The organism is Nonomuraea sp. CA-218870 (assembly GCF_050936535.1).
In the GTDB taxonomy this organism is placed as follows: domain Bacteria; phylum Actinomycetota; class Actinomycetes; order Streptosporangiales; family Streptosporangiaceae; genus Nonomuraea; species Nonomuraea corallina.
Map to the genome: position 1 here is coordinate 3893707 of NZ_JBNJMN010000001.1, position 13396 is coordinate 3907102.

General features: G+C 69.5%; 14 protein-coding genes and 1 pseudogene. 7 read left to right on the forward strand and 8 right to left on the reverse strand.

Annotated elements, in window-relative coordinates:
• Nucleotides 1-32: 32 nt before the first annotated feature.
• The 3 genes and pseudogenes from ACQEUU_RS18800 to ACQEUU_RS18810 all read left to right on the forward strand — a co-directional run bounded on the left by ACQEUU_RS18800 (nucleotide 33) and on the right by ACQEUU_RS18810 (nucleotide 2000).
• Nucleotides 33-461 carry an Lrp/AsnC family transcriptional regulator gene (locus tag ACQEUU_RS18800; protein WP_433071893.1) on the forward strand — a complete coding sequence of 143 codons (429 nt, stop codon included), beginning with the start codon at nucleotides 33-35 and terminating at the stop codon, nucleotides 459-461.
• Between the two features lie 66 nt (nucleotides 462-527).
• Nucleotides 528-686 (forward strand): annotated as a pseudogene (locus tag ACQEUU_RS18805) (transposase); the annotation flags it as partial.
• Nucleotides 687-1472: 786 nt separating this feature from the next.
• Nucleotides 1473-2000: an HARBI1 family protein gene (locus ACQEUU_RS18810; protein WP_433067661.1), complete on the forward strand. Its 528-nt coding sequence runs from the start codon at nucleotides 1473-1475 to the stop codon at nucleotides 1998-2000.
• A 596-nt stretch (nucleotides 2001-2596) separates the two neighbouring features.
• On the opposite strand, the gene ACQEUU_RS18815 is transcribed toward ACQEUU_RS18810, so the two are convergent.
• From ACQEUU_RS18815 to ACQEUU_RS18830, 4 genes are all read right to left on the reverse strand, one after another.
• Nucleotides 2597-4600 carry a hypothetical protein gene (locus ACQEUU_RS18815; RefSeq protein WP_433067662.1) on the reverse strand — a complete coding sequence of 668 codons (2004 nt, stop codon included), beginning with the start codon at nucleotides 4598-4600 and terminating at the stop codon, nucleotides 2597-2599.
• Nucleotides 4601-4638: 38 nt separating this feature from the next.
• Nucleotides 4639-4929 (reverse strand): hypothetical protein, encoded by a 291-nt coding sequence (locus ACQEUU_RS18820; RefSeq protein WP_433067664.1) that lies wholly within the window; start codon nucleotides 4927-4929, stop codon nucleotides 4639-4641.
• 253 nt (nucleotides 4930-5182) lie between these two features.
• On the reverse strand, nucleotides 5183-5599 hold the full coding sequence (locus tag ACQEUU_RS18825) for a CBS domain-containing protein (protein ID WP_433067665.1): 417 nt from the start codon (nucleotides 5597-5599) through the stop codon (nucleotides 5183-5185).
• A gap of 120 nt (nucleotides 5600-5719) precedes the next feature.
• Nucleotides 5720-6520, reverse strand: a complete 801-nt coding sequence (locus ACQEUU_RS18830; RefSeq protein WP_433067667.1) for a class I SAM-dependent methyltransferase — start codon at nucleotides 6518-6520, stop codon at nucleotides 5720-5722.
• A gap of 50 nt (nucleotides 6521-6570) precedes the next feature.
• On the opposite strand from ACQEUU_RS18830, the gene ACQEUU_RS18835 reads away from it, so the two are divergent.
• Nucleotides 6571-7233: a TetR/AcrR family transcriptional regulator gene (locus ACQEUU_RS18835; RefSeq protein ID WP_433067668.1), complete on the forward strand. Its 663-nt coding sequence runs from the start codon at nucleotides 6571-6573 to the stop codon at nucleotides 7231-7233.
• An 18-nt stretch (nucleotides 7234-7251) separates the two neighbouring features.
• Here ACQEUU_RS18835 and ACQEUU_RS18840 read toward each other — a convergent pair whose 3' ends face one another.
• From ACQEUU_RS18840 to ACQEUU_RS18850, 3 genes are read right to left on the reverse strand one after another with little or no spacing between them, the layout of a single operon-like run.
• A complete protein-coding gene (locus tag ACQEUU_RS18840) occupies nucleotides 7252-8070 on the reverse strand; it encodes a PIG-L family deacetylase (RefSeq protein WP_433067669.1) in 819 nt (272 codons plus the stop codon).
• Nucleotides 8071-8080: 10 nt separating this feature from the next.
• Nucleotides 8081-9505, reverse strand: a complete 1425-nt coding sequence (locus tag ACQEUU_RS18845; RefSeq protein WP_433067671.1) for a tetratricopeptide repeat protein — start codon at nucleotides 9503-9505, stop codon at nucleotides 8081-8083.
• A gap of 30 nt (nucleotides 9506-9535) precedes the next feature.
• The gene (locus tag ACQEUU_RS18850) at nucleotides 9536-10636 is read right to left on the reverse strand and encodes a glycerophosphodiester phosphodiesterase family protein (RefSeq protein ID WP_433067672.1); all 1101 of its coding nucleotides are present in this window, start codon (nucleotides 10634-10636) and stop codon (nucleotides 9536-9538) included.
• A gap of 83 nt (nucleotides 10637-10719) precedes the next feature.
• Between ACQEUU_RS18850 and ACQEUU_RS18855 the strand changes: the two genes are divergently transcribed.
• From ACQEUU_RS18855 to ACQEUU_RS18865, 3 genes are all read left to right on the forward strand, one after another.
• Nucleotides 10720-11322: a TetR/AcrR family transcriptional regulator gene (locus tag ACQEUU_RS18855; RefSeq protein WP_433067673.1), complete on the forward strand. Its 603-nt coding sequence runs from the start codon at nucleotides 10720-10722 to the stop codon at nucleotides 11320-11322.
• A complete protein-coding gene (locus tag ACQEUU_RS18860) occupies nucleotides 11319-11975 on the forward strand; it encodes a VC0807 family protein (protein WP_433067675.1) in 657 nt (218 codons plus the stop codon). Before ACQEUU_RS18855 ends, ACQEUU_RS18860 begins: the two co-directional genes overlap by 4 nt.
• Nucleotides 11976-12196: 221 nt before the next feature.
• Nucleotides 12197-12679, forward strand: a complete 483-nt coding sequence (locus tag ACQEUU_RS18865) for a hypothetical protein (RefSeq protein ID WP_433067676.1) — start codon at nucleotides 12197-12199, stop codon at nucleotides 12677-12679.
• Between the two features lie 202 nt (nucleotides 12680-12881).
• On the opposite strand, the gene ACQEUU_RS18870 is transcribed toward ACQEUU_RS18865, so the two are convergent.
• Nucleotides 12882-13376: a GNAT family N-acetyltransferase gene (locus tag ACQEUU_RS18870; protein ID WP_433067678.1), complete on the reverse strand. Its 495-nt coding sequence runs from the start codon at nucleotides 13374-13376 to the stop codon at nucleotides 12882-12884.
• Between the last annotated feature and the right edge of the window lie 20 nt (nucleotides 13377-13396).

The window sequence follows — 13396 nt, forward strand, 5'->3', positions numbered from 1 at the left end:
CCGATCGGGCACACGAATCGAAGGACTTGGACGTGCTCGACTTTCGAATCCTCGCGGAGCTGCAAGTCGACGCCAGGGTGAGCTTCGCCGAGCTGGGCCGCCGGGTCGGCCTGTCGCCCCCCGCCGTGAGCGATCGGGTGCAGCGGCTGGAGGAAGCAGGAGTGATCACCGGCTATCGCGCCGAGGTCAACCCGCGGGCCCTGGGCTTTCCGGTCACCGTGATGGTGCGAATCCGTCCGGCGTTCCGGGAACTGCACCGCATCTCCAAGATCGCCGAAGACGTTCCCCAGATCGTCGAGTGCTACAGGATGACCGGTGACGACTGCTTCTGCTTCACGATGCATCTGCGGTCGGTCGACGAACTCGAACCGATCCTCGATCTGTTCACGCCGTACGGACACACGACGACCTCCCTCATCCACACAGCACCCGTGCCACGCCGCCCCCTCCCCTTGGAGTGAGAGAGCCAGGCTGCCCTCCGGGGTTCGTCGTCCGGGCCAGACGCTGTGCCGTCATAGCCGCCGGGCGGCGTCGCCGCGATCCCCGCCTCCAGCGGCAAGATCACCCGGCATCGGCTCTCACGCGGAGGAGACCGCCAGGCGAACCGCGCCCTCTACCTCATCGTGCTCGCCCGCATGGCCCGGTGCCCCCGTACCCGCGCCTACGTCACCCGTCGCACGGCCGAGTGAGCTGCTGCCGTAGCCCTGGGCGGGGTGTGGATCGTCGACCAAGCCTGGGCCACCTGCGATGTGGGCATCGCAGGAGAGCGCCTCTCCTCGCCACGTCGGCGCCATTGGCGTGCCGGCCCGAGCCCGCTCTCTGGTTTGTGGCCGATGGGGGCGAGGTGCGTTGAGGGCTGATGCCGGCACCGTGCCCGATAGCTCCGGCTGAACGAACAGGGAAGACGTCCGATGCCGCGAGCGGTGCCGCGCCCGTAGCGTTTTGACCTGTAAGAACGACGGAAGCAGGGAGAAACCCGTGAAGAGAATCGTTGTCCTCGGCGGCGGTTACACCGGGGTGATGTGCGCGGTCCGGCTGGCGCTGCGCACCCGGAGGCTGGACGTGTCGATCACTCTGGTCAATCCGTCGGAGCGGTTCACCGAGCGGTTACGTATGCATCAGGTCGCGGCCGGCCATGAGCTGGCCGACTTCCGGATTCCCGAGCTCCTCGGCGAGCGGGTGACCTTCGCGGGGCTGGACCACCGCCGTCGACACCGCACGGCGCGAGGTCACCGTCAGCGACGGCGACGGTCCCCGGACGCTGCCCTACGACAAGCTGGCCGGCGGCCGCCTGATCCCGGCGCACGTGAGCCTCTGGACGGCCGGGGTCAAGGCTCACGCGCTCGCCGGACCACCGCATCTCCCGGGCCACCGCCTACCGCTACATCCACGAAGGCATCGCAGTTCTCGCAGCTCAAGCACCCGATCTGCACGAAGCCCTCGACCGTGCCCACGCCGAAGGGCTGGCCTATGTGATCCTGGACGGCACCCTGATCCCCGTCGATCGCTGCGCCGAGCAGACCGTCAGCGTCAAGGGCGAGGCCATCGACGCCTGGTACTCCGGCAAGGCCCGCCAGCACACCGGCAACCTCCAGGCACTGTCGGCACCCGGCGGGCTGCCATTGCAGATCGCCGAGGTCGAGCCCGGCTCCGTCCACGACCTCACCGCCGCTGGCACGCAGGTGCTCGGCGCGCTGTACGCCGCAGCCGCCCGGGGCCTGCCCACCCTGGCCGACAGCGGCTACGACGGCGCCGGAATCGGCATTCATACGCCGATCAAGCAGCCCGAAGGAGACCAGATCCTCAGCCCGGACAACCGCACCTACAACCGGCTCCTACGCGCCCTGCGCTGTCTCGGCGAACGCGGCTTCGCCCTGCTCAAGGGCCGCTGGCGCACCCTCCAGCACATCACCATCAGCCCCAGCAGAATCGGCGACATCGCCCGGGCAGCGCTTGTCCTCACCCATTTCGAGCACAACTACCTGCCGGCAATTCGCTGAGATCACTTCAGTGCCTGCGGCTTCTTTTCGGCGCCAGTCCCAGCGTCACGGTGTAGAACCGAGGAGTATAGGTCGAAGGTGCCGCGTGAATTCGATGACGTCTGCTTGGTGATCCCGTCCCGGCGCGCCTCGAGCGATCTGGATGGACAGTAGCTTGGCGCCGTCGGATGTCCACGCTTGTGCTTTGGCTCCGATCGTGTTTCCGTCGGCATCCTTTATCGGAGCGCTATAGCCGGGTTGGATGCCGCTGGGCAGGTCGGACCCATGGTCCCTGGATTTCGTATATTCCAAACTTTCAAGAGTGGAAGCGGATGGGTCGTAAAGTTCGATCGACATTCGCGCCTTGTGTTCGGTCTCCGAGGACCGGCTGATGATGCAGTGTGAGAAGTCGGCCGGCGAGTCGGATCCGCTCGCACGGAAGTTGCTCAGCCCCAGGGCGCGAGCAATAGTTTGATTCGAGACGAGCCCGCATGCGAGGGGTGCGGCGGTCACGTTGCCCAGAGGCCGCCGATCCACGGGTGGAGCCGGCGATGATGATGAACACCCAGCCACAGCGGCCAGGGTGATCGCTATGGGGATTAGTGTGCGAAAAGCGCTCATTCCTCCGCCTCCGGGTACGAAGGAACCGGTCGTTGGAATCCGTCTTGGACTGCCTGGGAAGTACTGTTGAAGATTCCCGATGCAGATGAGTGGAGAAGCCACTGATCGTAGGCCAGCGCCTCTGTCGTGTCCATCTCGCTACGTGGCTTGATGTGGCTGCCCTGGAGGAAGTCTCCTTTTGAATCCTTCGCCGCGTTCTCGAAAGCATGAGGATGGGCGCTGCCAGGAGTGGACTCCTCTCCGAAGAGCCCGTGCCGCATCATCGTATTGGCCGCCAAGTCTTTGAACAGGTTCTGGCTCTGGACCAGTTTGTCTTCAGCCTTGCTTCGAGCCGTCTCTCCCTCGTTGAACTCTATGTTGTCGCCGACGACGCTCTCTACGAACTCATAGACTGCTCCGGGTATGTCTCCGGCAGGGGCGAGAGCCAGCTTGGTGGTTCTTGATATAGCGTCCGTGAATCCCTGGTTTATCTGGTCCCTCCGGTCGGCCTCGTTGATGCTTGCCATGTTCCCTGCGTCGGTTGCGAAGTGCAGTGATTTGCTGAGGGCATATACTTGCGCGTCGAAGAAATCTCCCGGGCTGCCGGCCATGGCATCCTTCAACAGCTTCTGGCGGTACGCGCTTTGTTCCCTTTCGGTAGCGTCCGGATGGTTCTTGTGCCACGCGGCGAAATCGGCCTTGAGCCCGCCGGCGACCTCCGCTCCTCGCGCATCCAAGACCTTGAGGCTGTACTCGCCATGAGCTCCGATAATCGTCTTGAACGTCTGGGTGTCTTTTGACGCCCAGATCATTGACGCCTTGAGTTCGTTGCGGTCAAACATTGCTCCGTAAGGCTCGTCACTGGGAAAATTCGGGTCACTGTCCGGCAAGTCCAGAACACCCGGCTTCTCCAAGACGGTGCCATTGGCGACTCGGTGAACGTCACTCATGTAGGCGGCGAAGACGCGGCCGGCGCTCTGCCGCGTGCCGGGCAGGTTGGCCTGAGCTCGCGGGTCTGACCAGAAGTGGACGGTCCAGGATGCTATGAGGGCCGATTTGTGCCCGCGCGAACTGCCGGGTGGTTGGCCGTGGTCGCGGAACGTGGTGGTGGCCGCCTCGATGGCCCGGCCGAGTTCACCGTTACCGCTGCCCCAGTAGTTGTCCCGCATCAGGAAAGACAGGGGCTTGCGCACGGGATCGGTGAAGAAGTCTTGTGCGACTCTGGCGTTGTTCGCGAGAGCGGCTGCGAGGCCGGGACCGAAACTGATGATGTCCTGCTGCTGGGACTGGGGCTTCGTGGCATTGTCGAAGACCTTGTTGGCGACCTCGCGGAGGAACGCGTCGTCGAAGGTGCCGTGGCGAAGCAGTTCGTCGACCATGCGACCGCTCATGGGATTGTCGTCGGTGGCGATCAGGTCGTCGACGTAGCTCTTGGAAAGCTTCATCCCGCCGACTCCGCGCGAGGCCGTTCCCAGTGTCACGCTGAGGGTCCGTGCCAGACGGTCCATCACAGAGGACGACGACGGCTTCGTCCAGTCATTCCCCAGGGATCCGCGGTGCGACAGGTAGAGACGTTCCAATAGCGCCTTCAATTCCTTCGGAGGTATCTCCTTGGCGAAGGCGACAGCGAAGTAGGGGTCGTGCTGATGCTTCTCCAACAGCTCCAAGGTTTCCTTGGAGAGTGTTGTCCCCTGGCCGCTGGATGCGTCCTTGACCGCCTTACGAAGCCGGTCGGCAACGGACTTGGCCGCTGCGGCTCCTCCTGCGGGTGAGTTCGACACCCATAGCGTCTCATCCGCCCAGATGACACCTTTGTCGAGCCCGATCTTCTGGGTGGAGACGATGAGGTCCAGGCGGCGCTGGAGGTCGGGGATGCGCTCGGCGATCTGGTAGGCGACATCCCGGAGGGCGCCAGGTCCGGTCATCCCGGTGCCGATCGAGTTCAGCGCTTTGGCGACCTGCGCATCCGCGTCTGGCCAAGACTGCTTGAGACGTTTTATTTCGGCGATGAGTTGAGTCATGAGCGTGGGGTCGATACCGATCCTGTCCGGGGGAGGGCTCATCCGCCGGCTTTCCCCGGCAGATTCAGCGATGGCCGCCACAGTCCCAACGGGTCTGCCGGGTTGTCGGGCTCGGCGCGGACGGAGTCGACCAGCGCCAAGGCCCGATTGAAAACGCCTCGATAGGCTGCTTCCCACGCTTGGCAGTCCTTGAGGAGTTCGTCAGCGGCCTTGCCCTTCATCGCGCCGTCTTCGAGCAGGCCGATGAGCTTACGCACGTCGCCGGCGTGCTGGTCGCGTAACTGCTCGATCGTGCGCCGGGCGGCAGCGATCTGTTCCTGTGTCGCCATCAACCTGGATCCTTTGGATCTTGAGGACGACTATCTATGGATCAATGCGACGATAAAGGGTCGTAGTAGTACCGTCGAGTCGAACTGCTCATATGGCATAAGCTCAATATTTATCCCGGCTGATGTGTATCACACGTGATGGCAATGGCTTCGCAGAACATTGTCCCACTGCTGCATACGGCGGGGTCCCGGGCTCTGGCATGCGGAAGGCCGGTGACCGAGACTCGGTCACCGGCCTTCCCCGCGCGCCCGGTCAGTCGGTCGTGAGGGCGTCGAGCAGGTCGCCCACGGTCGCGTCGGGCACCGATCTGGCGACCTCGGCGAGTGCGACGATCCCGACGAGCTTGTGCCCGTCGATCACGGGCAGTCTGCGCACCTTGTGCGAGGCCATGGTGCGCAGGATCTCCCGCGCGTCGTCGTCGGCGCCGATGGTGACGGCTTCGCCCTGGGCGAGCTCACCGGCCAGGCAACTGCCCGGGTCCTTGCCCTTGGCGAGTACCTTGACCACGATGTCGCGGTCCGTGAGCATCCCCTTGAGCCGGTCGTCGGTTCCGCAGATGGGCAGTGAACCGACGTCCAGGCGTGCCATCTTCTCGGCCGCGTTCATCACGGATTCGTCGGCGTTGACGCACTCGGCTCCGGGCGTCATGATCTCTCTTGCGGTCGGCATGGGGCCTACCTCCGTCGTTCTGGGGACCTTCGTCGCCTGCCCGCCGTCGAGGAAGCGAAACCGTCGTCGCGGAGGCGACGCCGTCGTCAGGGCCGCGCCCGCGAGGGCGCGAGACCGTCGTCACGCCCGCGTGGCGGTGACCGCGACGGTGGTGTACGCCATGGTGAAGCCGCCTCCGGCGGCGTCGATCGCGGCTCCGACGCCCGCCAGGAGCGCGTCCAGTTCGGCCGGCCGGAATCGGCTGTGGCCGCCGATCGTGGGCACCTGGTCCAGCCACTCGTCGCGGGTGTACGCCTGCTCCCAGGTGAAGCGCCACTGTTCGGGCTCGGTGAGGGCGCCCGTGGCGCGTATCCCGTCGGTCGCCTTGGCGAACAGCGGCGCGTAGGCGTCCAGGGCGGACATCGCCGCGCCGAGGGCCGGCAGGTGCGGCAGCACCCGGGCGTAGACCTCGCCGAAGGCGTCGCTCAGGGCGGGCGGAGGCTGGGCCACGTTCCAGAACACCGCCAGCAGGCCGCCGGGCCGCAGCGCTCCGGCGGCCTTGGCGGCGCCGGCGGCGGGGTCGATCCAGTGCCAGGTCTGCGCGGAGACGACCGCGTCGAAGGTCCGGCCGGCGGGGTCCCAGGTCTCGAATGCGGACACCTCGACGTCGAATCCGCCGCGCCGGGCGAACGCGGCCATGCGGGGGTCGACCTCGACGCCGAGCACCCGGCATCCGGCCGCCCTGAGCTGGCGGGCGGCGATGCCGGTGCCGATGCCGACGTCCAGCACGTCCGGCCCGGGGCCGGCGGTGACGATCCGGTCCACCAGCGGGGCGGGGTAGCGGGGACGGGTCCGGTCGTAGCGCTCGGGGTCCGCGCCGAAGGACTCGGCGGCCTGCCGCTCCCGGTGCGGCTCCGAACCTGGCGCGGGTAAAGTGGGCATGCGCCCACCATAGTGGGCAAGCGCCCACTCGTCCAGCGAAGGGAGCACACATGCCGACAGGGGTGGCGCTGCGCGATCCGCGCGAGCAGTTGTTCGAGGCCGCCGAGCGCGTCCTGCTCAGGGACGGGCCGCACGCGCTGACCAGCCGGGCGGTCACGACGGAGGCCGGCTGCGCCAAAGGCGTGCTGCACCGGCACTTCACCGACTTCGACGCCTTCCTCGCCGAGCTGGTGCGCGACCGCGTCGGCCGGGTGCGGGCCCAGGCCGACACCCTGCTCGCCGCCGCCGGCAGCGGCACCGTGATCGGCAACCTCACGGGCGTGCTGACGGAGTTGTTCGGGTCGGTCGCGGGGGCGATCGTCGGCCTGCTCATCTTCCGCGACGACCTGCGCGCCCGGCTGCGCGAGACCACGCCGGTCGGCATCCCGATCCTGAGCGAGGCCGCGGCCATGCTCACCGCCTACCTGGCCCGCGAGCGCGAGCTGGGCCGCCTCGACGCCGCCGCCGACGTGGACGTGCTGGCGCCCACGCTGATCGGCTCCGCGCACCTGATCCACGCCGACCGCACCGGCGCCCCGCCGGAAGCCGCCGCGGTCCGCAAGGCCGTCACCGCGATCGTCGGCGGCGTCGTACGGGAGACCGGCGTCGTACGGGAGACCGGCGTCGTACGGGAGACCGGCGTCGTACGGGAGACCGAGGGCGAGGCCGGCTGACGAGGCCGGCGGAGGGCGTCAGCGGAGGCCGGAGAAGAGGTCGTCCTCGTGGGCCGGGGTCCTGACGCGGCTCCGGACCCGGATGAACGCCTCGTGGGAGAACACCTGCTGCTGGGCCTGCGGGGGCATGCGCAGGGGGAAGATGTTCTCGCCCTGGCTGGCGTGCGCCTGCAGGGCCTTGAGCTTGCGGTCGACGTGGGCCGAGACGTCGACGACGGTGGTGACCAGCTCGTCGGGGGTGCCGAAGTCGTCACCCGGCTCGAAGTCCATCTCGATGCCCGACTCGCGCAGGGTGGCGGCCATGTTCTTGATCGCGGAGCGGGGGATGGCGGTGTAGTAGAGCTTGTCGGGGATGTCGCTGAGGTCGGTGGCGGCCAGGGCGACGCGGTGGGCCTGGACGTGGTCGGGATGGCCGTAGCCGCTGCCGCCAGTCTCGTCGTAGGTCACCACGACCTGGGGACGGTAGCGGGCCATCAGCTCCGACAGCCGGGCGGCGGCCGACTCCAGCGGCACGTTGGCGAAGGCGTCGGGATGGTCGTTGGTCGACCAGCCCGCCATGCCGGAGTCGCGGTAGCCGAGCAGCTCGACGTGCTCGATGCCCAGATGGTCGGCCGAGGCGCGCAGCTCCGCCAGCCGCAGCCGGGCCACCTCGGCGGCGTCGTGGCCGGGCTCGCCCGGCTTGACCCCGCCGGGGCCGTCGCCCTGCTCGCCGTTGGTGCAGGTGACCAGCACGGTGCGGACGCCCTCGGCGGCATAGCGGGCGAGCACCCCGCCCGTGCTCAGGCATTCGTCGTCGGGGTGGGCGTGCACGGCCATCAAGGTCAGTCTGCGGTCCATGGCCGAAACCCTACTGGCCGCCGACGACAGTTCCACCCGTCAGCCGGGCCGCCTCGCCGCGCGCGGCGGCCGCGGCGGCGCGGTCACCGAGCGCCTCGGCCAAAGTCGCCTGCTTCAGCCAGTTGAACGGGCTGCACGGCCGCACGTGCACGCGCTCGCTCACCAGCACCCGCGCGAGCTCGTACCGCCCGCCCCGCAGCGCCGACTCCAGCAGCGTCTTCTGCACCGCGTCACGCTGCGCGTGGCTGCCGCCGAACTCGTTCACCCGGTGCCGGATCGGCTGGAGCAGGTCGACCACCAGGTCGTGGTCGCCCCGTCCGTAGGCCACCAGCGCCCGGCACACCGGGAGCCCCACCCGGGCGGTCATCTCCTGGTTGGTGACCCCGGGGCGCGGCTCGCGCAGGTAGTCCTCCCGCGCCGCGATCAGCCGCTCCGCCCGCCCGAGGCGGCCGGCTCCCACGTACGCCATGACGGCGTGCATGTCGTTGAACGCGTAGCACGCCTCGCCCATCTTGGCCTCCCACGCGTCGGCGAGCGCCTGCCAGCGGTCGTGCCGCACGTCGCCCTCCAGGTAGAGGCGCCACAGCAGGGCGGAGGCGTCCAGAAGCTGCATCGCGGTCTCGCCGCCGGCCATCACCGCGTCGTGGACGCCGATCGCCCGGCCGGTGTCGCCGCGTTCCAGCGCGAACAGGGCGTAGTGCCACCAGGTGTGCACGTTGAGGAACGTCCCGGTGGACCAGTCGCCGATCCGGTCGTCGAGGAAGCGGATGCCGTCGCCGAAGCGTCCCTGCATCTCGTACGTGTGCGCGACCGCGTGGACGCCCCAGACGTCGCGCGGGTTCAGCTCGACGGCCCGCAGGCCGACCTCCTCGGAGCGGTCGTAGTGGCCGGCCTCCTCCAGCCCGAACGCGTACATCCCGAGCAGGTGGCCGTAGTGCGGGTCGTCGGCGTGCCAGGCGCTGAGCGCGCCGCCGATCCGGTCGCGAAGTGAGCGGGCGTCGCCGGTGAAGAAGTCGATCTGGTGCCCGGCGGCCAGGGCGAGCAGGTCGCGCGGGTACCGCTCGGAGATGCGCGCGAGCAGCGCGCCGCAGCGCCTGAAGTCGCCGCCGAGCAGGGCGCCGACCGCCTCGGCGTGCGCCCGCTCGCGCGCGGACCACGCCGCGGTGTCCGCGCGGCCGAGGAAGGCGGCGAAGCGTTCCCTGGCCGTACGGGCGTGCGCCGGCTCGGTGGTGAGCAGCCCGAGGTAGGCCCTCAGCACGTTGGCCATGGGGAAGTCCGGCGCCTCCTCCAGCGCGGCGGAGGTCTCGGCGTCGACCTCGGCGCGGAAGTGCAGCAGCGCGTCAACGGCGCGGTCGTAGCGGCGGGCGGCGGCCCGTCCCGCGCCGCTCATGGCGAGCCCGTGCTGATCAGGGGTCGTCCGGGCGTCAGTCGTCATGCGGGCACTATAGGCAGGCCGCCGCGGGGGTCAGCGGGCGCGCCTGGCGACGACGGCCCGGCCCATCGCCGGGTCGTCGCAGAACGCGCCGTCGACGCCCAGCTCCAGCAGCCGGTCCAGGAAGCCCGCCACGTCGCCGGTCGCGCGCGGGTAGGCGGGGCTGGCCGGGTCGCCCAGCCGGTGGTCGGCGGGGAGCTGGGAGTTCTCGTTGCGCACCGTCCACACGTGCACGTCCAGCCGCGCCCGGTGCGCGTCGCGGACCAGGCTCGTCGGCTCACCGGTCCGCCCGTCGGCGCCGACGGGCAGCACGCGCCGGGTGTCGACGCCGATCCCGTCGGCATACCTGGCCACCTCGCGCAGGCCCGCCGGGGTGACCAGGTCGTCGTAGGTGCGGCCGTCGCCCGCGGCGACCAGGTCGTACGGGGCGCCGCTCGCGCTGATGAGCTGGATGAGCGGCAGTTTGGTCCTGCGGGCCAGCTCGCGCAGGTTGGCGGTCTCGAAGGACTGGATGTACGCCTCGCGCACGCGGTTGCGTTCCAGTGTCTCCAACAGCGGCTCCTCCAGTGACAGGCCGATGGAGTCGAAGTACGTCGGATGCTTGGTCTCCGGGTAGACGCCCACCCCGTGCCGCAGCGCCAGCTCGACGACTTCCTGGAAGGTGGGGATCCCGGCCAGCCCGTCGAAGGCCGTGTTGTCCGGGCGCAGGTCGGGCACCCGCTCCCTGGCCCGCAGCGTCTTCAGCTCGGCGAGGGTGAAGTCCTCGGTGAACCAGCCGGTCACCTCGCGGCCGTCGATCGTCTTGGTGGCGCGCCTGCCGGCGAACTCCGCCCGCTCGGCCACGTCGGTGGTCTGCGAGATCTCGTTCTCGTGCCGCGCGACGAGCACGCCGTCGCGGGTGGGGACGAGGTCGGGCTCGATGTAGTCGGCGCCCATCGCGATCGCGGCCTCGTACGAGAGCAGCGTGTGCTCGGGGCGGTGGGCACTGGCGCCGCGATGGCCGATGACCAGGGGCGGCCGGGCGCGGCCGCGGTCGGCGGCGGTCGCGGCGGGAGTCGATGGAGTCACCACGAAGGCGACGGTACCGGCCGACAGCACGGCCAGCACACTCGCGATCAGGCTGCGGATCGTCATGCGCGAACGGTAGACCGGCCGGGCGGCCCGCGTCCCTCGCGTCGCCGATTCCGGTCATTACTTGGGTGAGTTAGGATTTACTCATGCAAGTAAGAAAGCGGACGTTCACCGGGGAGGCCAGGCGCGCGCAGATCATCGCCGCGACCGTCGAGACCCTCGGCCGGCTCGGCTACGGGGGCACCTCGTTCGCCAGGATCGCCGAGCGGGCCGGGCTGAGCAGCACCCGGCTGATCTCGTACCACTTCGCCGGCAAGGACGAGCTCATGGGCGCCGTGGTCGCGCACGTGCTCGGCGAGCTCGGGCGCTTCATGCACGAGCGGGTGAGCGCGCTGCCGGACGCCCGGAGCCGGCTGCGCGCCTACATCGGCGGGCTGGTCGCGTTCAACGCCGCACACCGCGACGAGATGCGGGCCCTGATGACGATCTTCCTCGCCCATCCGGGCGAGACGGGCTCCTACGGTCCCGCCGAGGAGATCCGCACGCTCGGCCACCTGGAGGCCATCCTGCGCGATGGCCAGGAACGGGGGGAGTTCCGCCCGTTCGACCCGTTCGTCATGGCCGCCACGATTCAGCGCTCGCTCGACGGCCTGCCGTTCCTGCTGCGCGCCAAGCCGGACCTCGATCTGGAGCTGACGGCGCGCGAGCTGGAGACGATGTTCGACCTGGCCACGCGGGCGGGACCATGACGGGGCGGTGGCTGACCGTCGCCGTCAACCTCGGCGTCCCCCTGGTGATCTACTACGGGCTGCGCGCCGCCGGCGTCGGCGTCTACCTCGCGCTGCTGGCCGACACGCTGGTGTCGGCCGCGTTCACCGGCTACAAGCTGCTGCGCGAGCGCACGCTCGACGGGCTGAGCGCGTTCTTCACCGCCATGCTCGCCGTCGCCGTGGTGGTCGCGCTCGTCAGCGGCGACGAACGGCTGCTGCTGGCCAAGGAGGGCTGGGTCACCGCCGCCGCCGGCCTGTGGTTCCTGGCCTCCGTCAGGATGTCCCGGCCGCTCGCCTACCTGTTCACCCGCCCCCTGCTGGAGCGGCGCTTCCCCATCGGCCCGGCGCGCGAGCCGTGGGAGGTCTACTGGGAGCGGCTGGCCCGCTTCCGCCGCCTCTGGCGGGTGTCGTCCGTCATCTGGGGCGTCGCGCTGCTGCTCGACGCGGCCGCGCGGGTCGCCCTCGCGTACGCGCTCCCCGTCGACGCGGTACGCGTCGCCGGCACCCTGCTGTACGCGGCCGCCACCGTCGTCACGATGCTCGTCACCAACGTCCACTACGCGCTGAGCGGCCTGTTCAACGGCTGGAGCAGCCTGTACGAGCCGCTCAGGCGGGAGAGGGCCGGCACCTGAGCGACCGCCCCGCCGCCGGAGGCGCGCGGCACGGAACCCGCCCCCGGCGCCAGGGCGAACGACGCGCGGGTTCCGTGCAGTTCTGCGCGGTCACGGGGACGGGAGCGGGGCTACGTTTCGCTGGTGCGCATCCCCGGCAGGCAACCGCCTCGGCCGCCGGAGGGCGCCGAACCCCGCGGCGACCGTCCGCGGGGCCGTCCCTTTCCAGAAGGAGACCCTTCATGTCCATGCCTTCGACCGCGCCGCGCCGTCTGCGCATCGCCTCCACCCTGGTGGTGGCCGCGGCGGCGGGCGCGCTGCTGGCAGGGAACGCCGTGACCGCCGAGGCGGCGGCGCCCGAAGTGATCAGCCGCTGGAACAACGAGCTGATCCACGTCAACTCGATCAGCCCGTCGTTCAACCAGGCCATCTTCAGCGGGCCGTACACCGTCACCACCAAGCTGACGGCCGAGAACACGGGCAGCACGGCGATCCTCTACACCTGCCTCGTCAGCGCCGAGGGAGGAGCCGACACCGACCACGCCTTCGTCACGCTGCCGCCGAACTCGCAGCAGACCGTGGCGCTCAACGTGGTGCACAACTTCACCGGCAACGGGGTGTTCACGTTCGCCTGCACCAAGCCGGCGGGCACCCCGACGGTGCGGATGAAGCAGATCAAGATCACCGGTCTCAAGGTCAACTCGGTGCACAACGCGCCGTTCTGACCAGTGGAATGACCAGGGCCGGGGGCGCCGACGCCCCCGGCCCTGCCTGTCCCGGGCCTGATCCCGGCGGATGACTACCCTCGCTCGACGTCGTGCGGAGCGTCCCGGCCGGCGAGCGCCTCGTGCTGCTCGTCCGCGTAGCGGTGCACCAGATGTCCCTCCGGCATACCCGGGACCTACCCGGTGCGGCGGCCGGCGATCCCTAGCCTTCGCGGGCCCCGGGTTCACGCAGGTCCTTCACCAGCACCCGGCACACGTCGGGCACCTGCTCGACCCTGCCGCCCGGCAGGTAGATCCGGCGCGTCGTCGGTACGGGAGGATACGGCCACTCCTCGTACCCGAGCCGCCGGTACAGCGACCGGACCCGGTGGTTCCCCGGATCCACGCCCAGCGCCACCCGGTCATGGCCGAGCTCGCGTAAACGCCGCTCGGCGGCGTCCATCAGCCGGGTGCCGATCCGCCGGTTGCGGTGCTCGCGCGCCACCTCCAGGTGGGTCAGCAGCGGCACCCCGGGCAGCCGTTCGCGTATCTCCGGCTCCTCGGCCTGGTCGAGCCAGAGATAGACGTCCCCGATCGGGACGAAACCGTGCCAGGCCACCAGCAGCACCCCGTGCTTCTCACGCTGACGGGCCAGCTGGGCCCGGAAGTACGGCTCCTGTCCCAGGGCGTTCACCAGGGCCGCGAGATCCCCGTCCACGGCCGCTCGAATCCGGACAT